The organism is Amycolatopsis echigonensis, from assembly GCF_002846615.1.
In the GTDB taxonomy this organism is placed as follows: domain Bacteria; phylum Actinomycetota; class Actinomycetes; order Mycobacteriales; family Pseudonocardiaceae; genus Amycolatopsis; species Amycolatopsis echigonensis.
On record NZ_PJMY01000003.1, the window covers coordinates 205,419 to 224,274 of the forward strand.

Here is an 18,856-nt window from a genome sequence, read left to right on the forward strand (position 1 = left end):
ACGGAGGCGCTTCAGCCGCGAGAAGAAGCCAAAACCCCGTCCCCGGCAAGGGAAGCCCGCCGGTATCCGGTCGGGTTGACGCCGCGCAGCCGTTTGAACGCCGAGCTGAACCCGAACGCGTCCGAGTACCCCACCGCACGCGCCACCTCCGCGATCGACATCGACGGCTGTTCCGTCAGGAGGTCCGCGGCCAGAGTCATCCGCCATCGGGTCAGGTACGTCATCGGCGGCTCCCCCACCAGGTCCGCGAAGCGTTTGGCCAAGGTGGACCGGGAAACTCGGGTCCGGGCGGCCAGGGTGACGACCGTCCACGGCGCCGCCGGATCCGCGTGCAGCAAGCGGAGCGCCGCGCCCACCACCGGGTCCCGCTGGGCCGCCCACCACGGCGGCGGCGTTCCGCCTGGACGGTCGAACCAGTCGCGCAGGAGGCAGACCAGCATCCAGTCCAGCAGACGGTCCAGGACGACTTGCTGGCCCGGCGCGTCGACGGCCAGTTCGGCCGCCAGATGATCCAGCACCGGGTCTTCCGCGGCCGAGGAAGGCGGCCGGACGACCACCGGCAGCGCATCCAGCAGAGCGGACATCCGGCCGCGGCTCCGCACCGGGTACGCGCCGACGATCAGGTTGGTTTCGCCGTGAAAGGGATCGTTCCAGCCCAGGCGATGCTGAGTGCCGCCCTGATCGGGAGTCGCGCAGAACTCGCCGCAGTCGACCGGGGTGGCGGAGGTGTCGAGACTGTCCACGAAGGAAAACGGGCCGCGGACGAGGATGGTCTCGCGGGCCCGCAACAGCTCCGGCGGGTGATCTTCCGGAACGACCCAGCCCTCGCCGCTCAACAGCGTGCACAGGGTCAGCGGGGCACTGTCCACGAAGCGCAACGACCACGGCGCCGAAAGGGCCGTGCAGCCGAACAACGAGCCCTGTGCCCGGACCCCGCGGATCAAATCGCTGAACGCGTCCACTCCCCCGAGATTAGACGAATGGACAGGAAATCCGGCGTATTACCCATGGGATCGTCCGAAGACACCCGGTTGAATCCCAGTCATGAGCACTCTCACCGACCACGATCTCGAGTTCCTCCGCCGTCCCCTGCACGGCTTCCTGACCGTCGCCGCCGGACCGCGGCCGCCGCAGCCCCGGCCGGTGTGGTTCGAGGCCGCCGACGACGGCACGATCCAGCTGTTCACGTCCCCGGACTCGGCCAAGATCCGCCAGCTGCGCGAGGACCCGCGCGCGTCGATCGTCGTCGCCGCGCCGGTCGGGGAACGGGAACGCTGGGTGTCCGTCGCCGGGCGCGTCACGATCGAGACCGACGGCGGGCACGACCTCGCCCGCAGGCTCGCCGCCCGGTACTGGGATCTCAGCACCCCGGATGCCGAAGCCGGGCTGAAACTGCTGCAGGACCTCGACCAGGTCCGGGTCGTCATCCACCCGGAGAAGGTGCGCCGCTACGCGTTCTGAGCCGTTCGCGCGCGGATCGCCCGCACCAGCAGCACCAGGCCGCAGACCACGCAGACCGCTTCGGTGATCACGCCCCAGTATTCGTACTGGCTGTTGAACTGGTCGTGCACACCGTAGAAGCCCACCGTCACCGACAGGAGGTAGGCCAGCAGCGTCACGCCGCCGAAGCCCAGCGTCAGGAACGCGGGCAGCCAGTGCCGCCAGGCGAGCAAGGCGACCGCGATCAGCACGCCGGCGATGCCGTTCACCACAAAGAGCGGCCCGACGACCGGGATGTCCGCGTAGCCGCTGCCCCAGTACAGATAGAAATGGATCGCCGCCGAGCCCGCCAAGCCCGCCGCGCCCAGCACTCGCAGCCAGGTGGTCCCCATGCCGTCTCCTTCCGTGCGTGCTGCCGGATATCGACTACACGCATGGGCGACCGCGGCGGTTCACCGGCACCTGGAGCCGTCCCGGTTCGTTGCACTGGGCATGACTGCCGAACTTCACTCCCGCCGTTCCGTTCTCGTCTCCGGAGCTGCCGTCGCAAGTACCGCTGCCGTCGCGCTCACCGCGTGCGGGAGCGGCGACAGCGGGTCCGGAAAGGCCGCGCCGAAGGCGGGCGGGAAAGTGCTCGCACTGGCGGAAGTGCCGGTGGGACAAGCGAAATCCGCGAAGACTCCGGACGGGCAGGACGTGCTCGTGGCACAGCCGTCGGCCGGGACGGTCGCCTGTTTCAGCGCCGTCTGCACGCACCAGGGCTGCACGGTGAACCCGCCGCAGAACGGTCAGGCGACCTGCCCGTGCCACGGTTCGGTGTTCGACGCGCTGACCGGCGAGGTCAAGAAGGGACCGGCGAGCCAGCCGCTGTCCAAAGTGGCCGTGAAGGTCGAGAACGGGGACGTTGTCACGGCCTGACCGGAACCGCCCTTTGCGGACAAGCTCTGTCCACAAAGGGCGGTCGGATCAATCGTTCCAGGTGAACAGCTCGTCGCCGGCGGCGACCGTGCGCCCGCCTTCGAGGCCGGCGAGCACGTCGGCGGACGCGTCGAGGCCGACGACCGGGACGATCGGCGAGTAGCCCTTGGCGGCCACCGCCTCGGGGTCCCAGCCGACGATCGGCTGGCCGGCCCGCACCGTCTCGCCCTTGACGACGTGCAGGGTGAACCCCTCGCCCTTTTCCTTGACCGTGTCGATGCCGAGGTGCACGAGCACCGCGCGGCCGTCCTCGGTGGCCACGACGTACGCGTGGGGGTGCAGCGTCACCACGGTCCCGTCGACCGGGGCGACCGCGTCGGCGCGGCCGCCGGACGGCCGGACCGCGATGCCCGGGCCCACCATCGCCTCGGCGAACACCGGGTCGGGCACCTCGGTGATCGCGACGACCTCGCCCGCGACCGGGCTCAGGATCGGCAGGCTCACATCAAGTCCTCGATGTCGCTGGCGATGGTGTCCGCCTCCGGGCCGACGATGACCTGGACCGCCGAGCCCATCTTCACGACGCCCATCGCGCCGGCGGCCTTGAGCGCCGCTTCGTCCACGGCGGACATGTCCTCGATCTCGCACCGCAGCCGCGTGATGCAGCCCTCGATCTCGATGACGTTGTCCGCGCCGCCGAGCGCCGCGAGAATCTTTTCCGGCCTGTCATCCGCCATCGCGGCCTCCTCGTATCCCGTTGGTTTTCCACCTGGAACAGGTGCTGCCCGCCACCATTACTACGCCGTTTGCCGCCTTGCCCGGCGAGACCGGCCACGAACGGATAACGGTGGTTGACACCCGCTCTCGCTGCGGAGCATCCTGCCCCATCAGATCATTGGTCTAGACCGGAACGTACCAATCTTCCGGCGCGGACGCGAGCACCGGCCCCGGTGCGCGAGGAGCGAGGGAGGGCGACATCGAGATGAGCGCGGCCGCGCACGTTCCGCCGTCCGACCCCGCCGAGCGCGTGGTGAACGGGCCGACCCCGAAGCACGCCCAGCTGCGGGAGATCCTGCGCCGCCTGGTGGAGCGCGAGCTCCCGCCGGGCTCGCCGATCCCGTCCGAGCGAGAGCTCGCGCAGCTCTACGGCGTCTCGAGGCTCACCGTCCGTTCGGCGATCGGGAAGCTCGTCGAGGAAGGACTGCTGGCCCGGGTCAGGGGCAAGGGCACCTTCACCGCCGCGAGGCGGATGGAACTGCAGGTGTACCTGATGTCGTTCACCGACGACATGCGCCGGCGCGGGCTTACCCCGACCACCGAAGTGATCTCGACCTCGACCGAGGTCCCGCCGGTGACTTCGGCGCACGCGCTCGGCCTCGCCGAGGGCGTGCCCGCGCACCGGCTCGTGCGGCTGCGGCGCGCCGACGGCGTTCCGCTGGCCGTGGAACGCGGCTGGTACCACGCGGGCCGGACCCCCGGCCTGCTCGACCTCGACCTGACCCGTTCGCTGTACGCCCAGCTGGCCGACGCTTTCTCGCTCCGGCCGGACCGGGCGTACCAGACGGTGTGGGCCGAATCCGCGGACCGCGAAACGGCGCGCCTGCTCGGCATGCGCACCGGCAGTCCGCTCCTGGTGTTCCGCCGGGTTTCCAGCTCGGGCGGCGAACCGGTGGAGGACATGACGTCCTGGTACCGGGGCGACCACTACCAGGTGACCATGCAGCTGGACCGGAACACCCCGGGTTCCGGCGACCAACCCCACAATGGAGGTATCCGATGAGCGCCACCACCGCGGCTGGGGCTAGCGGAAAGAAGAAGGGCGGCGGCCTTGCCGGGCTGCAGCGCTTCGGCCGCAGCCTCATGCTGCCGATCGCGACCCTGCCCGCGGCCGGCCTGCTGAACCGGCTCGGCCAGGACGACGTCCTCGGCAAGGACGGCCTCAACTGGGGCAAAGCCGCCGACGTGATCGGCGCGGCGGGCGGCGGCATCTTCGACTGGCTGCCGCTGATCTTCGCGATCGGCATCGCGGTCGGCTTCGCCCGCAAGGGCGACGGCTCGACCGCCGTCGCGGCCGTCATCGGCTGGGTCGTGTTCAACAAGGTGATCCAGGCGATCGCCCCGATCAAGAGCCAGCAGGGCTACAAGCCCGGCTGGGACCTCGCGCCGATCCACTGGCCCTACAGCGTCCTGACCGGCATCGTGTCCGGCATCGTGGCGGCCCTGCTGTGGCAGCGCTACCACCGGATCAAGCTGCCGTCCTGGCTGGCCTTCTTCGGCGGCCGCCGGTTCGTGCCGATCATCACCGCGCTGGCGATGATCGTCCTCGGCGTCGTGTTCGGCCTGCTGTTCAAGTACGTCGACGAGGGCATCACCGCGGCGGGCAAGGCGGTCGTCGGCTCGCCGGTCCTCGGCGGCGGGATCTACGGCATGCTCAACCGCCTGCTCATCCCGGTCGGCCTGCACCAGCTGCTGAACGTTCCGGTGTGGTTCATCTTCGGCGGCGGCGACCTGACCAACTTCTTCAACCACGTCCAGGGCTCCGGCGCCTTCATGACCGGGTTCTTCCCGATCATGATGTTCGCCCTTCCCGCCGCGGCGTTCGCGATCGTGCACACCGCGCGTCCCGGGCAGCGCAAGCTCGTCGGCAGCATCATGATCTCGGCCGCGCTGACCGCCTTCGTCACCGGCGTCACCGAGCCGATCGAGTTCGCGTTCATGTTCGTCGCGTGGCCGCTGTACATCTTCCACGCGGTGATGACCGGCATCTCGCTCGCGGTCTGCAACGCGCTGGGCATCCACCTCGGCTTCTCCTTCTCCGGCGGCGCGATCGACTTCGCGCTGAACTCGTCGCTGGACACCGCGCACAAGGCCTGGCTGATCATCCCGATCGGGCTCGTGCTGGCCGTGATCTACTACGTGGTGTTCCGGTTCGTGATCACCAAGTTCAACCTGCGCACGCCGGGCCGCGAGGACGATTCGGTCGAGGCGGACCTCGAGCGCACGGCCGCGAAGTAATACCCGAGAAAGGCAAGAGAGGTACACCATGCCGGAGAAACGCGTCACCGTGGCCAGCAAGGTGGGGCTGCACGCCCGGCCGGCCGCTCTGGTCGCCAAGGCGGCCGCGGCCCAGCCCGTGGCGGTGCGGATCGCCAAGGACGGCGGCGACCCGGTGGCCGCCGGCAGCGTCCTCAACCTGATGACCCTCGCCGCCGCGTACGGCGACGAGGTCGTCATCAGCGCCGAAGGCGACGGTGCCGAGGCGGCGGTCGAGGCCGTCGCCGAGCTGGTCGCCACCGATCTCGACGCTCAGTAGCGATACCGCTCCACGGGGAAACCGCGAACCGTGCGGGGCGCCGGAACTTCCGGGGCCTCGCACGGTTCGTCGCGTCAGGGCACTGCGAGACGGCCGTCGCGCGGGTCCTATTACGCTGGCGGGCATGGAGAGCCTGCGCCTGATCGACGAATGGCCAGTGGACAACGCCGCGGCCGGGGTGGTCTCCGCTTCCGGCGAGGTGCGCGGACGCCACGGCGACCCGGCCCGCCAGTTCCGGCTCGCGTCGGTCACCAAGCTGCTCACCGCCTATGCCGCGCACATCGCGATCGAAGAGGGCGTCGTCGAGCTGGACACGCCGGCCGGGCCCGAGGGCTCCACCATCGCGCATCTGCTCGCGCACACCTCCGGGCTCGCCTTCGACGCGCACAAGGCGATGGCCGAGCCCGGCACGCGCCGGCTGTACTCCAACGCCGGGTTCGAGGAACTCGCCGACGCGCTGGCCGAGCATTCCGGCATCGAATTCGCCGAGTACCAGCGGGAAGCGCTTTTCGAACCGCTGGGCATGACGTCGACGCGCCTGGAGGGCTCCCCCGCGGCGGGCGCGGTGTCCACATTGGACGACCTGATTCGGTTCGCCGCGGAACTGCAGGCCCCCAAGCTGCTCGCGCCGGAAACCCTGAACGCGGCCACCGAAATCGCGTTCCCGGGACTGAACGGCGTGCTGCCCGGCTTCGGGCACCAGAAGCCGAACGACTGGGGCCTCGGCTTCGAACTGCGCGACCACAAGAGCCCGCATTGGACGGGCGCGAACAGCTCGCCGCGCACGTTCGGCCATTTCGGGCAGTCGGGCACTTTCCTGTGGGTGGACCCGGAAGCGGGCCACGCCTGCGTCGGGCTCGCCGACCGGTCGTTCGGACCGTGGGCGGCGCAAGCGTGGCCGCCGTTCACCGACGCCGTGCTGGCGGAACTCTCCGCGTGAGACGCTGGTTGGCGCTGGCCGCCCTGCTGCTTGTCGCGAGTTGTTCCGCACCGGCCGCACAAACCCAAGCGCCACCAGCAATACCCGCGCCGGACGCTCCGCTTCCGTTGGGCACCAACGGCGCCGCGGCACCAAAACTGAGCTGGGCACCGTGCCACGGCGGTTTCCAGTGCGCGACCGCGCCGGTACCGGTGAGCTACCGCGAACCTGGCGGCGCGAAGCTGAATCTCTCGGTGATCCGCATGCCGGCCACCGATCCCGCGCATCGCGTCGGGTCGCTGGTGATCAATTTCGGCGGGCCGGGCACCGACGGCGTCAGCGAGCTGATGCGGTTCGGCCCGCGGTACCCGGACGAGTTGCGGGCCAAGTTCGACCTGGTGAGCTTCGACCCGCGCGGAGTCGGCGGCAGCGCGCCGGTGCAGTGCCCGGGAACGCCGCCCGCGGCCGGGTCTCCGTTGCGGGACAGCGCGGCGTTCTGGGCGGCGAGCGCGGCCGTCGGCAAGGCGTGCGCGGCCGCGACCGGTGCCGAGTTGTCGCACCTGTCCACGGCGAATGTCGCGCGGGACATGGATGTGCTCCGGCAGGCGCTGGGCGAGCAGCAGCTGAACTTCTACGGCTATTCGTACGGCACGTATCTCGGCGGCACCTACGCGAACCTGTTCCCCGGCAAGCTGCGCGCGATGGTCCTCGACGGGACGCTCGACCTCGTCGCGAATTCCACCGGACAGCCGGGTCAGCAGCACAAACCGGTCGACGTGCGCGCGGACATAGCGACTGCGCAGCAACAGGAACTCGAAGCGTTCTTCGCCGCCTGCGACGCGGCCGGGCCGGGCAAATGCGCGTTCGCCGGCGGTGACCTGAAGCAGAAATTCGCCGCGGTGTTCGCGCGGTTGACGCACGGCCCGGTCGGCGGCATGACGGTGTCGTCGCTGATGGAAACGATCGACCGGGCGCTGTATCAATCGTCCCGGTGGCCGTGGCTGGCGAAAACGCTCGCCGGGCTCGTGCCGTCCTCCCCGGTGTCCCCCGCGCCGGTGCTCGATCCGCGCGTGCCGACGCATTCGCCCGGCTTCCTCGCGGTGCAGTGCCTGGACAGCGAACTCCCGCAGGAGCCCGCCGAGTACGCCGCACTCGCTGCGGCAGAAGCGGAACGGCAGCCGTACTTCGGGGTCGCGCCAGTGTTTTCGATGGCCCAGTGCGTCGGCTGGCCCGCGCGGGACGAGGACCGGTACCTCGGGCCGTGGAACCGGCCTCGCCAGCACCCGATCCTGATCCTGGCCAACCGGAACGATCCGGTCACCCCGCTCGCCAACGCCCAGGCCGCCGCGCGGGAACTCGGCGACGGCCACGTGGCCGTGGTGGACGGCGCCGGGCACACGACGCTCGACGTGCCGAGCACGGCCGCTTCCGCGGCGACGGCACGGTATTTCGTGGACCTGACGGTGCCTCCGGACGGGACGGTCTACCCGCCGGAGGTCCGGCCGTTCCCCTAGCCGTTCAGCACGTTGATCGGCTCGCCCGCCTGGAACGCGGCGATGTCCTCCACCGCGCCGCCGTAGAAAATCTCGTACGTTTCCCGGCTCACGTACCCGATGTGCGGCGTCAGGATCGCGTTGTCCAGCGTGCGCAGCGGATGGTCCGCGGGCAGCGGCTCGACATCGTAGACATCCAGCGCGGCCGCCGCGATCTTCTTGCCGCGCAACGCCTCCAGCAAAGCCGATTCGTCCACGATCGGCCCGCGCGAGGTGTTCACCAGCAGCGCGCTCGGCTTCATCGCGGCGAATTCGGCGGCACCGACCAGTCCGCGAGTGCGGTCGGACAGCACCAAGTGGACCGACAGCACATCGGACTGCGCGAACAAGTCCTCTTTGGACACTGCGGTGACGCCGTGCTCGGCCGCCCGTTCCGGCGTGAGATTCTGGCTCCACGCAATCGGTTTCATCCCGAACGCCTGGCCGATCCGGGCGACCTCGGCGCCCAGCCTGCCGAGACCGAGCAGGCCGAGCGTCTTGTCGCGCAACGACGTCCCGAGGCCGACCTGCCAGCCGCCCTCTCGCATCGAGCGGAACTCCGCGGGCAGATTGCGCGCACCGGCCAGGATGAGCGCCCACGCGTGTTCCACGGTCGACGCGCCGAGCGCACCGGTCGCGGACACCACCACGCCGCACCGCTTCGCCGCGTCCAGATCGATCGCCGCGTTCCTCCGGCCGGTGCTGACCAGGAGCCTCAGGTCCGGCAGCCGGTCGAACACGGCGGCCGGGAACGGCGTGCGCTCGCGCATCGCGACCACGACGTCGAACCCGGCCAGCCGCGTCACCACCTCGCCCGGTCCGGCGAACGGCTCGGTGAACACCTCGATCTCCGCCCCGAGCGGCTCCCAGTCCGCACACTGGAGAGCCACGTTCTGGTAGTCGTCGAGAATCGCGATCTTCATGCCGCCCACCGTAACCCGGCGAGGTCAGGCGTTCCGCGCCCGCTCGATGATCTCGTCGATCACCTCGTTCTTCGCGTCGGCGTAATTCTGCACGTACTCCCAGACCTGCGCGGCCAGTTCGCGTTTCGTCGCCAGGTACAGCGCCAGCTCCTCCGGATGAGTGCGCAGCCGGTTCCGGAACAGCAGATAGCGCTCGGTCTGGCCGTTGCCGGGCGAATGGACGTGCAGGTTGACGTTCGTGTCCGGGCCCTTGAAACAGCGGTGCTTCTCCCAGTCCGGCTCGCGGATCACCAGCCGGTAGCCCGCCGCTTCGAGGTCGGGCACATACGCCGCTTCATCGTTCGAATCGGGCACCTCGAGCAGAATGTCGACGATCGGTTTGGCCGCGAGCCCCGGCACCGAGGTGGATCCGACATGCTCGAGCAGCAGCACGCGTTCCCCGAGCGCCCCGCGGATGCGCTCCGCCTCGCGTTCGTAGAGCCGCGGCCATTCCGGGTCGTACTCGGCGAGCGTGATCGTGGTGCCGAGTTTCGGAGCCTCGCCGACCCACGCCGCTTGGATTTCTTGCTCGCCGAACTGTTGCCTGGTCACAGTGCATCCCCCTGATGCTGGACGAAAACAGTCGACCAGAATATCAGGAAATCGGCAGCGGCAGGATGTTTCCGGTCGCCTCGCGCAGCGCCGCCCGCATCGCCTCGCGCGGAGCCGGTTGCCCGGTGAACTGCTCCGCTTGCCCGAATGCCTGGTGCAGCAGCATGTCGAGGCCGGTCGCGAGCCGTCCGCCGCGGCGTTCGACCGCCTCGGCCAGCGGCGTCGGCCACGGGTGGTAGATCACGTCGAGCACACTGCCGATCCGCGACAGCTCCGCGAGGTGCGGCACGACCGCGTCCGGCGGCACCGTGTTGACCAGCACCGCCGCGCGGTCCGCCAGGTCGGCGAAGTTGGCGTCGGACCAACGCAGCACGTCGACGTCCAGGCCCGCGCGTTTGGCCGCGTCCAGCGTTTCCGAGGCCCGCGCCGGTTCCCGCACCACCAAGCGCACCGCCGTGACGCCGAGCGCGGCGAGTGCGACCACCGCGGCGGCGGCCGTCCCGCCCGCGCCGAGCACTACTGCCTGGTCATTGGCGGAAGGCGAGTAACCACCGGCGTACCGCAGCGCCCCGGTCACCCCGTCGACGTCGGTGCAGTCCGCGAGCCAGCCGTCCGCCCCGCGCACGAGCGTGTTCGCCGCACCGACCGCGGCCGCGCGCGGCGTGACCTCGGCGGCGTGGTCGAGGGCGGCGCGTTTGCCGGGCATGGTGACCGAAAGGCCGACCCATTCCGGGCCGAGGCCGTCGACGAACCCGGGCAGTTCGGCGGCGTCCTTCTCGATCCGGTCGTAGGTCCAGCCGTCCAGGCCCAGCGCCGCGAACGCCGCGCGGTGCAGCACCGGCGACAGCGAATGCGCCACCGGCTTGCCCAGCACCGCCGCGCGGCGCGGCCGGTCAGTAGACGCCACGCTGCTCCGCCAGGTGCTTGTTCTCGTTGTGCTGGTCGTTCGTGACCGCGAAGCAGGAATGCCCGTCCTTCTCGCATTTCACGAAGTACGCCCAGTCGCCGGGCGTCGGGCTGACCGCGGCCTTGATCGCGTCCGCGCTGGGCACCGCGATCGGCGTCGGCGGGAGACCGTAGTTGGCGTAGGTGTTGTACGGCCCCGATTTCGCCCGGTCCTCCGGTTTGGTGAGCAGCGTCGGGCGGTCCAGCACGTAGTTGACCGTCGAGTCCAGCTGCAGCCGGATGCGCTGCGAAAGCCGGTTGTAGATCACCCGCGAGATCTTGCCGAAGTCCGGCGTGATCGCCTCGCGCTCGATGAGCGACGCGATGATCAGGGTCTGGTACGGCGACATTCCCGGCCCGGTGTTCTGCGCGGTGAGCCCGGCCGCCTGGATCGCATCGGCCGACTGCTTCACCAGGTCGGTGATCAGCTCGGTCGCGCTCCAGCCGGGTTTCACGTCGTACACGCCGGGTGCGATCAGGCCTTCGAGGCGTTTGTCCTTGCTCAGCGCCTTGCCCGCGTCGGCCAGCGCCCAGTCGGGCGCGCCGAGGGCCTTGAGGTCGGCGTCGGCGACCGTCTTGCGCAGCTGGTCCACCGAAATGCAGGTGCTCTTGCCGTTCACCGTGGCGCACGACGCCTTCGACATCAGGCTGAACACGCCCGGCGTGACCTTGCCGTCCGGCTGAGTGATGTCGTCGAACTGCGTGTACGGCCGGATTTCCAGCCGCCCGACCCGTGCCGTCGGCGAGGTGATCAGGTCGACCGCGCTTTCGCCCGACATGTGCTGGCGCAGCAGGTAGTAGCCCTGCTGGATCTTGCTGAGCGCGGTGTTTTCCGCGCCCGCCTTCACGAACGCCCGGGTACTCGCGACCACACCCGCGTCGGTGAGCTTCGCGCCGATCGCGGACGTCGTGTCGCCCTGCTCGACCTGCACGAGCGCGTCGCCCTCGCCGGAACCGTCGTAGTCCGCGTAACCGAAGATCTTCTGGTAGCCGAACCAGGCCCCGCCGCTGAGCAGGACGAGCACGAGCACCGCGGCGATCCAGCCGATCGCGCGCTTGCGCTTCTTGCGGGTCTTCTTCGCGGGCGGCTCGTCGACCGGCGGCCCTGCCCCGTCTACGGGATAGCCGTCCTCGTCGTAGCCGTCGTACTCGTCGTCGTAGTCCTCGTACTCGCCGTATTCGTCGTACTCGTCCTCGAAGAGGCCGTCGATCGGCCGCTCGTCCGGGTGCTCCGGTTCGTGCGCCTCGGGCACGGTCGGGATCACCTCGGTGGGCTGCTCGGCCGGCTGCCGACGCGGCGGCTGGGTGCGTGGGTCGCGCGGCATCGACGCGTCCGCGAAACGCGGGTCGCGCGGCATGGAGGCCTCGGCGAACCGAGGATCCGGCGGCATCGACGCATCGGCGAACCGGGGATCACGCGGCATCGAGGCCTCGGCAAAGCGCGGATCCGGCGGCATCGACGCGTCCGCGAACCGAGGATCGCGCGGCATCGAGGCCTCGGCGAACCGAGGATCCGGCGGCATGGAGCCGTCCGGCGGCGGAGCGGGAGCGCGCCGAGCCGGAGGGGGCGGAGGCATCTCCGGTGGTCGGCGACGGCCAGGCGCGGCAGCTTCCACTGGCATGTCGACGGCGTCCCGGCGACGGCGACCGGACGGCGGTTCGGCGTCGACCGGAGGCGGAATGTCCTCGCGCCGACGGCGACGACCGGCGGGCGGCTCGCTCGGCGGCGGCACGTCCTCAAGCCGGCGACGGCCTGGTTCAGCGTCGACCGGCGGGACGTCTTCGCGGCGACGGCGACGTCCGGCTGGCGGCTCGACGTCCGCGGGCGGAACGTCGTTCCCGGCCACCGGTTCCTCGCCGGGAGCGATCCGGCGCGGACGGGCGCGCGGAAGGTCGTCGGCCGCGTGCGGCGGCAGGTCCCAGTTCTCCGTCGACCGCTGTGGCCGGTCCTGGGGCGGGGCCGGACGACGCCGCCGGGTCGGCGGCGCGTCGGCGGCCGGGCGGCGGGGCGGTTCGGCCGGCGGCATCGCGTCCGGTGCGACGCGACGGGTCGCGTCGCCGGCGGGGCGAGGCGCTCCCTCCGGCGCGCGCCGTCGCCCTTCCGCCGCGGGAGGACGCTGGGGCACGTCGCCGCGCGGGCGCCGTCGTTCGCCGGACGGAGGCATGCCGTCGGCCGCCGCGCGGCGTGCGGGCGGTTCGTCTTCGGGCTCGCGTCGCCTGCGCCGTCCGCCCGGAGCTCCGGAACCCGCCGCGGGGTCCGGGAGATCCGGGTTGTCGGGGTTGCGCAGCCGACGGCGGCCACCCGGGTTGCCGGGGCCGCGAGGGTCGGTCATGAGTCGCCTTTCCGGGCGCGGTGCGCGGCGGCGGCGTCGAGCCAGGCTTGCAGGATCTCGACGGCCGCTGCCTGGTCCACCACGGCGCGCTGCTTGCGTCCCTTGACCCCCCGCTGGGACAGCATTCGCGACGCGGTGACCGTGGTCAACCGCTCGTCCGCCAGCCGCACGGGCACGTCCCCCACGCGCCCGGCGAGCTTCTCCGCATACGCGAGCGCCGTGTCCGCGGCCGCGCCCTGCCGGTTCGCCAGCGTCCTCGGCAAGCCCACGATCACCTCGACCACCTCGTGTTCGGTGACGAGGTCGGCAAGCCGGTCCAGATCGCTGTCGTCCTTCGCATCACGGGAGAGGGTAACGAGCGGGCTCGCGAGGACGGGGGCGGGATCGCTCAGCGCGACCCCCACCCGGACAGACCCGACATCGACCGCGAGCCGCCTGCCCCGTCCCGGATCGGATTCGCCGGGCCGATCCGGGCCTCTCCGGGGATTAGCGGCCAAGGTTCGCGACCGCCGCGCGCAGCGCCGTCACGGCCTGCTCCGCGCCCGCCGGGTTGCTGCCGCCGCCCTGGGCCATGTCCGGCTTGCCGCCGCCGCGTCCGCCGATCGCCTCGGCGAACGACGGCACGAGCTTGCCCGCCGCGATGCCCTTGTCGCGCGCCGCCGAGGTCGTGGCGACCACGAAGGCCACCTTCTCCCCCGCAGGCGCGAACAGCGCCACGACACCGGCGCGGTCGCCGAGGCGGCCGCGGATGTCGGAAGCGAGCGCGCGCAGGCCGTTGCCGTCGACGTCCGGCACGACCTCGGCGACCACCGAGACGCCGTTGACGTCCTGCGCCTTGTCCGCCAGCGCGCCGGCCGAGCCGAGCACCTGCTTCGTGCGCAGCTGCTCGATCTCCTTCTCGGCGTTCTTCAGCCGGGTCAGCACGTCCTCGATCCGGCCGGGCAGTTCGTCGGACGGCACCTTGAACGTGTTCGCCAGCTGCGACACGAGCAACTGCTCCTTGCGGACGTGCTTGAGCGCGTCCGGGCCGACCAGCGCTTCGACGCGGTGCACGCCGGAGCCGACCGACGCGTCCGACACCAGCTTGACCAAGCCCAGCTGGCCGATCCGCTCGACGTGCGTGCCGCCGCACAGCTCGCGCGAGTACTCGCCCATGTCGACGACGCGGACGTCGTTGCCGTACTTCTCGCCGAACAGCGCGACCGCGCCCAGCTCGAGCGCCTTGTCCTTCGTCGTGGTGTAGCTCTGCACCTCGACGTCGGTCTGCAGGTAGTCGTTCACTTCCTGCTCGACCTCGGTGAGGATGTCGGCCGACACCGCGCCCGGCGTGGTGAAGTCGAACCGCATCCGGCCCGGCGCGTTGAGCGAACCGGCCTGCGCGGCGCGTTTGCCGTACGCGCCGCGGACCGCGGCGTGCACGAGGTGCGTCGCCGAGTGCGAGCGCTCGATCGAGAGCCTGCGGTTCGCGTCCACCGATCCGGTGAGCCGGGTGTCGATCGCGACCTCGCCCTGGGTGACCTCGACGCGGTGCACGAACAGGCCCGGCACGATCTTCTGCACGTCGAGCACCTTCAGCTCGACGCCGTCGCCGACCAGGACGCCGGTGTCGGCGATCTGCCCGCCGCTCTCGGCGTAGAACGGGGTGCGGTCGAGCACCAGCTCGGCCTTGCGGCCCGCGGCGACGCTGCGCACCGGCAGACCGTCTTCGAGCAGGCCGACGACCTTCGCGTCCGCCTGCAGCTCGGTGTAGCCGAGGAACTCGGTTTCGCCGTGCTGCTCCAGCACCTTGCGGTACTCGGACAGGTCGCCGTGGCCGCTCTTGCGCGACGCCGCGTCCGCCTTCGCGCGCTTGCGCTGCTCTTCCATGAGCGTGCGGAACCCGGCTTCGTCGACGGTCAGGCCCTGTTCGGCCGCCATCTCCAGCGTCAGGTCGATCGGGAAGCCGTAGGTGTCGTGCAGCTGGAACGCCTTGTCGCCGGCGAGGACGTCGCCGCCGCCCTTCTTCGTCTCGGCCGCGGCCAGGTCGAAGATCCGCGAACCGCTGGTGAGGGTGGCGAGGAACGCCTCCTCCTCGACGCGCACGACCTCGGAGATCCGGTCGAAGCCGCTGACCAGCTCGGGGTAGGTCGGGCCCATGGTCTGGCTGACGACCTTCGCGAACTCCTGCAGCACCGGCTCCTGCACGCCCAGCAGGCGCGTGGAGCGGACGATGCGGCGCAGCAGCCGGCGCAGCACGTAGCCGCGGCCGTCGTTGCCCGGGGTGACGCCGTCGCCGATCAGCAGCACGCCGGTGCGCGCGTGGTCGGCGATGACGCGGAAGCGCACGTCGTCGGCGTGGTTCGCGCCGTAGCGGCGCCCGGAGAACTCCTCGGCGCGGCCGATCACCGGACGCACCAGGTCGGTCTCGTACACGTTCTCGACGCCCTGCAGGATCGTCGCGACGCGCTCGACGCCCATGCCTGTGTCGATGTTCTTCTTCGGCAGCTCGCCGATCGGCGGGTGGCCCGCCTTCGGGCTCTGGTCGCCGCGGACGTCCTGCATGAAGACGAGGTTCCAGATCTCGATGTAGCGGTCCTCGTCGGCGACCGGGCCGCCTTCCCGGCCGTAGGCGGGGCCGCGGTCGTAGTAGATCTCCGAGCACGGGCCTCCGGGACCGGGGACGCCCATGTCCCAGTAGTTGTCCTTGCCGTCGCGGACCTGGATCCGTTCGCTGGGCAGGCCGGTGAGCTTGCGCCACAGCCCGGCCGCCTCGCTGTCCTTCTCGTAGACGGTCGCCCAGATCCGGTCCGGGTCGAGGCCGAAGCCGCCGTCGTCCTGGGACTTGGTGATCAGCTCCCAGGCGTTCTCGATCGCGCCTTCCTTGAAGTAGTCGCCGAACGAGAAGTTGCCCGCCATCTGGAAGAACGTGTTGTGCCGGGTGGTCTTGCCGACCTCGTCGATGTCCGGCGTGCGCACGCACTTCTGCACCGAGGTCGCACGCGGGTAGGGCGGCGGGGCCTCGCCGAGGAAGTACGGCTTGAACTGGACCATGCCCGCGTTGACGAACAGCAGGTTCGGGTCGTCGAGGATCAGCGGGGCGCTCGGCACCCGCGTGTGGCCCCGGCTCTCGAAGTGGCGCAGGAAACGGTCGGTGATCTCGTGTGTGTCCACGGGTGAAGTCCTTGTGCTGGGCCCCGGCTTCGGCCGGGGAAGGAAACGGGGTCGGAGGCGGCGGAAGGCGCGCGGAGATCAGCCCTCCGCCCGGCGAGCTCGCCGGGCGGGGCGACGTGCGGCGTGCCTGCCCGCGCCGGAAGGCGGCGCGACGGCGGCGGTCCGCTCCTCGACCATGTCGTGCAGCTCCTGTTCCCGTTCGTTCATCCCGGCGCGCACCTCGGCACCGAACGAACCGACGGCGCCCGCGAGTTCCCGCACGGCGTCGCCCAGGTTCGATGCTAACCCGGCGGGCGTGGCCTGACGAGCGGTTTCGGTCGCCTTGCGGCTCAGCGCGACCCCGGCGACGACCCCGACCCCGAGCCAGAACAGCCGCTTCACTTCTTCCCCCGGCGGGCCGGGCGCTGCGCCTTCGCTTCCTGCTTCTTGCGGCGCGCGCGGATGGCTTTGCTGATCCCGTACGAGAGCGCGGCCGTCTTCACCAGCGGACCGCCGAGCGTCGCGGTGAAGACCGAGGACAGCGCGGACACGTTGCCGCTCACCGCCTGCGCGTTCGAGGTGATCCCGTCGACCCGCTCGAGCTGCGTGTTGACGTGCGTGATCGTCTCGTTGGCCCCGATCAGGATCGGGTCGCTGTTCTCGTGCGCCTTGCGGATCGCGATCGTCGCCTCGTCCAGCGTGCGGCCGAGCTTGAGCAGCGGGATCGCCAGCAGCAAGACCAGCAGTACGAAAGCTCCTGCGGCGATCAGCGCGGCGATCTGCCCTGCCGACACGGGCCCTCCTCGGGTGGTGCGGGATTGAGTGGATGTGAGGTTACCGCCTGCGCCGCCTTTCGGCCGGGACCCCCCGCCGCTGCGGTCACCCAGCGCAGCCGCCGCGGCGGAAAACCGTTCGCGCGCGAGCGTCGGGGCTGGTCTCCTCGGCCGATGGACTCCTCGAACCGACGCGGTCCGCTCCCCCGCGTGCTCGCCGGACCGGGCGGCCCCGCGGCCGACGTGCTCGCCGACCTTCCCGGCGCGGACCTGACGACGCTGCAACTGGAAGTAGCCCGGCGCCGTGCCGCGAAACTGCGCGGCCCGGACGTCCTGCGCCGCTACCGCGAGGACCGGTTCACCACGCCCGCCCCGGTGCCCTTCGAGGTTGCGCGGCGGGTCGAAGACGCCCTGCTTTCCGCCGCGCCGCCGGAATTCGAACGGGTGACGCTCTCCCCGGTGACCCCGCTCGGCACCCATTCCACAGTGGCCGGACTAGCCCAGAACCGCGTCGTGCCCACCGGCCGCGGCACCGAGGTCGCCGCGGACCCGACGAACGCCCTGGCACTGGAAGCGGCGGTCCGGCGCACCGGTTCCTCGCCGGTGCGCCTCACCACCGTGCAACGCGTCGTCCGAGCCCAGCTCCCCGGTTCCGGATTCTCCGCACACTTCTCCCTCTTCGCCGCCGTCACCGCCGGTCGCGACCGAGGAAGTCTGGCGTTCGAACGCGAGCATCTGGTTGAGCACGCTCGATTCCTCACCACCGCGGTACGCACCGCCGGTGCTCGCGCGGCCGGCTTCCAAGTGACCACATTGGACAACCGCTTCGCCGATGTCGCCGCGTCCGTCCAGGAAGCACTGCCCGACGTCGCCGTTTCCGACGCCCCAGACCGCGCCGTCGGCCGCGATTACTACTCCGGCCTCTGCTTCGCCGTCACCGCCGACTTCGGCTCCGGACACGAAGCCGTCGGTGATGGCGGCTTCACCCCGTGGACGGCACGGCTGCTTGGAAACGCGAAGGAACGCCTGCTCATCTCCGGCATCGGCGTGGACCGGGTCGCGTCACTGCTCAACGCCCCTTCTTGACGATCCCCTCGTACACCGCCGCCATGTCGTCCTCGCCGTGCCCCGCCTCGACCGCGGTCTCCAGATGCGCCAACGCGGCCGCCGCTCCGCCGACGTCGATCGCGTGCCCCGCCGCTTCCACCACGAGCCGCGCGTCCTTCGCCGCGAGCGACGCCGGAAAGCTGGCCGGATACTCGCCGGACAGCATCATGGGACCCTTCGCTCGCGCGTACGGAACGTCGAACCCCGTGCCGCTCATGACGTCGGAGAACAACTGCGGGTCCACACCAAGCACGCTCGCGAGCGCGAGGCTCTCGCCAGTACCGTTGGTGAGCGCGAGAACCCACGCGTTCATCACCAGCTTGAGCCGCGTCGCCGTGCCAGGTTCGGTACCGAGCCACCGAGTCTTGGACCCGATCGCGTTGAACACCTCTGCCGCGCCTTCGTGCACGTTGTCCGGCCCAGCCGCGAGCACCTGAAGCTGCCCCTGCTCGGCCGGCCCCTTCGTCCCCATCACCGGACAATCAACGAACGGCACCCCCGCCGCGACGGCCGCCTGAGCGAGCCGATCAGCCCACTCGATCCCGACAGTGCTGGTCTGCAGCCAAATCGTCCCGGGTTCGAGCGAGAGCCCGCGAAAGACCTCAGCGACCGCCGGACCGTCGGCGAGCATGGTGACGAGGAAGTCCGCCCCCTTGACCGCCTCGCTGGGAGACCCGACAACGGTGACGCCCTCCGCGGCAAGCGGCTCAGCCTTAGCCCGAGTACGGTTCCAGGCCCGCACGGTCAACCCAGCGCGAGCAAGATTGGCGGCCATCGGACGGCCCATGATTCCGGTGCCAAGGAATGCGACTGTGGTCATCCGGCCATCGTGCCGTCAGCCGCGCGAATCGGCAGGATCAGCGGACCAGCCCCAGCCCCCGAGCTCGCGGCGATCGGTGACCAACGCGGCGAACCGGGACAATCCACCACGAC

General features: G+C 70.7%; 20 protein-coding genes and 1 pseudogene. 8 read left to right on the forward strand and 13 right to left on the reverse strand.

What is annotated here, in order from left to right:
• Nucleotides 1-11 precede the first annotated feature (11 nt).
• Complete coding sequence (locus ATK30_RS05420) at nt 12-962, reverse strand: AraC family transcriptional regulator (protein ID WP_101434592.1); 951 nt, start codon at nt 960-962, stop codon at nt 12-14.
• Between the two features lie 82 nt (nt 963-1,044).
• Here ATK30_RS05420 and ATK30_RS05425 point away from each other — a divergent pair, with 82 nt between their 5' ends.
• Nucleotides 1,045-1,461, forward strand: a complete 417-nt coding sequence (locus tag ATK30_RS05425; protein ID WP_101434593.1) for a pyridoxamine 5'-phosphate oxidase family protein — start codon at nt 1,045-1,047, stop codon at nt 1,459-1,461.
• Here the strand turns inward: ATK30_RS05425 and ATK30_RS05430 are convergent.
• Nucleotides 1,449-1,832 carry a hypothetical protein gene (locus ATK30_RS05430; protein WP_101434594.1) on the reverse strand — a complete coding sequence of 128 codons (384 nt, stop codon included), beginning with the start codon at nt 1,830-1,832 and terminating at the stop codon, nt 1,449-1,451. The two genes, ATK30_RS05425 and ATK30_RS05430, sit on opposite strands and share 13 nt — an antisense overlap.
• A gap of 100 nt (nt 1,833-1,932) precedes the next feature.
• Between ATK30_RS05430 and ATK30_RS05435 the strand changes: the two genes are divergently transcribed.
• Entirely contained in the window at nt 1,933-2,358 is a 426-nt protein-coding gene (locus tag ATK30_RS05435; RefSeq protein ID WP_101434595.1) for a Rieske (2Fe-2S) protein, read from the forward strand.
• A gap of 48 nt (nt 2,359-2,406) precedes the next feature.
• Here the strand turns inward: ATK30_RS05435 and ATK30_RS05440 are convergent, their stop codons facing one another.
• Nucleotides 2,407-2,862 carry a PTS sugar transporter subunit IIA gene (locus ATK30_RS05440; protein WP_101434596.1) on the reverse strand — a complete coding sequence of 152 codons (456 nt, stop codon included), beginning with the start codon at nt 2,860-2,862 and terminating at the stop codon, nt 2,407-2,409.
• Nucleotides 2,859-3,095 carry a glucose PTS transporter subunit EIIB gene (locus ATK30_RS05445; RefSeq protein WP_101434597.1) on the reverse strand — a complete coding sequence of 79 codons (237 nt, stop codon included), beginning with the start codon at nt 3,093-3,095 and terminating at the stop codon, nt 2,859-2,861. The genes ATK30_RS05440 and ATK30_RS05445 overlap by 4 nt, the downstream gene beginning before the upstream one ends.
• A 245-nt stretch (nt 3,096-3,340) precedes the next feature.
• Between ATK30_RS05445 and ATK30_RS05450 the strand changes: the two genes are divergently transcribed.
• From ATK30_RS05450 to ATK30_RS05470, 5 genes are all read left to right on the forward strand, one after another.
• Nucleotides 3,341-4,138 carry a GntR family transcriptional regulator gene (locus tag ATK30_RS05450; protein ID WP_101434598.1) on the forward strand — a complete coding sequence of 266 codons (798 nt, stop codon included), beginning with the start codon at nt 3,341-3,343 and terminating at the stop codon, nt 4,136-4,138.
• On the forward strand, nt 4,135-5,373 hold the full coding sequence (locus ATK30_RS05455) for a PTS transporter subunit EIIC (protein WP_101434599.1): 1,239 nt from the start codon (nt 4,135-4,137) through the stop codon (nt 5,371-5,373). The genes ATK30_RS05450 and ATK30_RS05455 overlap by 4 nt, the downstream gene beginning before the upstream one ends.
• A 28-nt stretch (nt 5,374-5,401) precedes the next feature.
• Entirely contained in the window at nt 5,402-5,671 is a 270-nt protein-coding gene (locus ATK30_RS05460) for an HPr family phosphocarrier protein (protein ID WP_101434600.1), read from the forward strand.
• A 124-nt stretch (nt 5,672-5,795) separates the two neighbouring features.
• Nucleotides 5,796-6,611 carry a serine hydrolase domain-containing protein gene (locus ATK30_RS05465; RefSeq protein ID WP_101434601.1) on the forward strand — a complete coding sequence of 272 codons (816 nt, stop codon included), beginning with the start codon at nt 5,796-5,798 and terminating at the stop codon, nt 6,609-6,611.
• Nucleotides 6,608-8,104: an alpha/beta hydrolase gene (locus ATK30_RS05470; protein WP_101434602.1), complete on the forward strand. Its 1,497-nt coding sequence runs from the start codon at nt 6,608-6,610 to the stop codon at nt 8,102-8,104. Before ATK30_RS05465 ends, ATK30_RS05470 begins: the two co-directional genes overlap by 4 nt.
• Here the strand turns inward: ATK30_RS05470 and ATK30_RS05475 are convergent.
• The 8 genes and pseudogenes from ATK30_RS05475 to ATK30_RS05510 all read right to left on the reverse strand — a co-directional run bounded on the left by ATK30_RS05475 (nt 8,101) and on the right by ATK30_RS05510 (nt 16,837).
• On the reverse strand, nt 8,101-9,045 hold the full coding sequence (locus ATK30_RS05475) for a D-2-hydroxyacid dehydrogenase family protein (RefSeq protein ID WP_101434603.1): 945 nt from the start codon (nt 9,043-9,045) through the stop codon (nt 8,101-8,103). The genes ATK30_RS05470 and ATK30_RS05475 overlap by 4 nt on opposite strands.
• Before the next feature lie 27 nt (nt 9,046-9,072).
• Nucleotides 9,073-9,636 (reverse strand): annotated as a pseudogene (locus ATK30_RS05480) (GrpB family protein); the annotation flags it as partial.
• A 43-nt stretch (nt 9,637-9,679) separates the two neighbouring features.
• Nucleotides 9,680-10,543 (reverse strand): shikimate dehydrogenase, encoded by an 864-nt coding sequence (locus ATK30_RS05485; RefSeq protein WP_101434605.1) that lies wholly within the window; start codon nt 10,541-10,543, stop codon nt 9,680-9,682.
• The gene (mltG, locus tag ATK30_RS05490; RefSeq protein ID WP_244194527.1) at nt 10,530-12,914 is read right to left on the reverse strand and encodes an endolytic transglycosylase MltG; all 2,385 of its coding nucleotides are present in this window, start codon (nt 12,912-12,914) and stop codon (nt 10,530-10,532) included. The genes ATK30_RS05485 and mltG overlap by 14 nt, the downstream gene beginning before the upstream one ends.
• On the reverse strand, nt 12,911-13,411 hold the full coding sequence (gene ruvX, locus ATK30_RS05495; RefSeq protein WP_067579314.1) for a Holliday junction resolvase RuvX: 501 nt from the start codon (nt 13,409-13,411) through the stop codon (nt 12,911-12,913). The genes mltG and ruvX overlap by 4 nt, the downstream gene beginning before the upstream one ends.
• Entirely contained in the window at nt 13,401-16,064 is a 2,664-nt protein-coding gene (gene alaS / locus ATK30_RS05500; protein ID WP_101434606.1) for an alanine--tRNA ligase, read from the reverse strand. The genes ruvX and alaS overlap by 11 nt, the downstream gene beginning before the upstream one ends.
• A gap of 78 nt (nt 16,065-16,142) precedes the next feature.
• Complete coding sequence (locus ATK30_RS05505) at nt 16,143-16,445, reverse strand: hypothetical protein (protein ID WP_101434607.1); 303 nt, start codon at nt 16,443-16,445, stop codon at nt 16,143-16,145.
• Complete coding sequence (locus ATK30_RS05510; protein ID WP_101434608.1) at nt 16,442-16,837, reverse strand: DUF948 domain-containing protein; 396 nt, start codon at nt 16,835-16,837, stop codon at nt 16,442-16,444. Before ATK30_RS05510 ends, ATK30_RS05505 begins: the two co-directional genes overlap by 4 nt.
• A gap of 153 nt (nt 16,838-16,990) precedes the next feature.
• Here ATK30_RS05510 and ATK30_RS05515 point away from each other — a divergent pair, with 153 nt between their 5' ends.
• Complete coding sequence (locus ATK30_RS05515; protein WP_101434609.1) at nt 16,991-17,902, forward strand: hypothetical protein; 912 nt, start codon at nt 16,991-16,993, stop codon at nt 17,900-17,902.
• On the opposite strand, the gene ATK30_RS05520 is transcribed toward ATK30_RS05515, so the two are convergent.
• Nucleotides 17,886-18,743 (reverse strand): NAD(P)-dependent oxidoreductase, encoded by an 858-nt coding sequence (locus ATK30_RS05520; RefSeq protein ID WP_101434610.1) that lies wholly within the window; start codon nt 18,741-18,743, stop codon nt 17,886-17,888. The genes ATK30_RS05515 and ATK30_RS05520 overlap by 17 nt on opposite strands.
• Nucleotides 18,744-18,856: the final 113 nt, after the last annotated feature.

Coding starts and splice junctions, on each gene's coding strand:
- ATK30_RS05425 (WP_101434593.1), top strand. CDS start 1,045: ATGAGCACTCTCACCGACCACGATCTCGAGTTCCTCCGCCGTCCCCTG.
- ATK30_RS05515 (WP_101434609.1), top strand. CDS start 16,991: ATGGACTCCTCGAACCGACGCGGTCCGCTCCCCCGCGTGCTCGCCGGA.
- mltG (WP_244194527.1), bottom strand. CDS start 12,914: ATGACCGACCCTCGCGGCCCCGGCAACCCGGGTGGCCGCCGTCGGCTG.
- ATK30_RS05475 (WP_101434603.1), bottom strand. CDS start 9,045: ATGAAGATCGCGATTCTCGACGACTACCAGAACGTGGCTCTCCAGTGT.
- ATK30_RS05445 (WP_101434597.1), bottom strand. CDS start 3,095: ATGGCGGATGACAGGCCGGAAAAGATTCTCGCGGCGCTCGGCGGCGCG.
- ATK30_RS05455 (WP_101434599.1), top strand. CDS start 4,135: ATGAGCGCCACCACCGCGGCTGGGGCTAGCGGAAAGAAGAAGGGCGGC.
- ATK30_RS05430 (WP_101434594.1), bottom strand. CDS start 1,832: ATGGGGACCACCTGGCTGCGAGTGCTGGGCGCGGCGGGCTTGGCGGGC.
- ATK30_RS05450 (WP_101434598.1), top strand. CDS start 3,341: ATGAGCGCGGCCGCGCACGTTCCGCCGTCCGACCCCGCCGAGCGCGTG.
- ATK30_RS05435 (WP_101434595.1), top strand. CDS start 1,933: ATGACTGCCGAACTTCACTCCCGCCGTTCCGTTCTCGTCTCCGGAGCT.
- ATK30_RS05465 (WP_101434601.1), top strand. CDS start 5,796: ATGGAGAGCCTGCGCCTGATCGACGAATGGCCAGTGGACAACGCCGCG.
- ATK30_RS05520 (WP_101434610.1), bottom strand. CDS start 18,743: ATGACCACAGTCGCATTCCTTGGCACCGGAATCATGGGCCGTCCGATG.
- ATK30_RS05460 (WP_101434600.1), top strand. CDS start 5,402: ATGCCGGAGAAACGCGTCACCGTGGCCAGCAAGGTGGGGCTGCACGCC.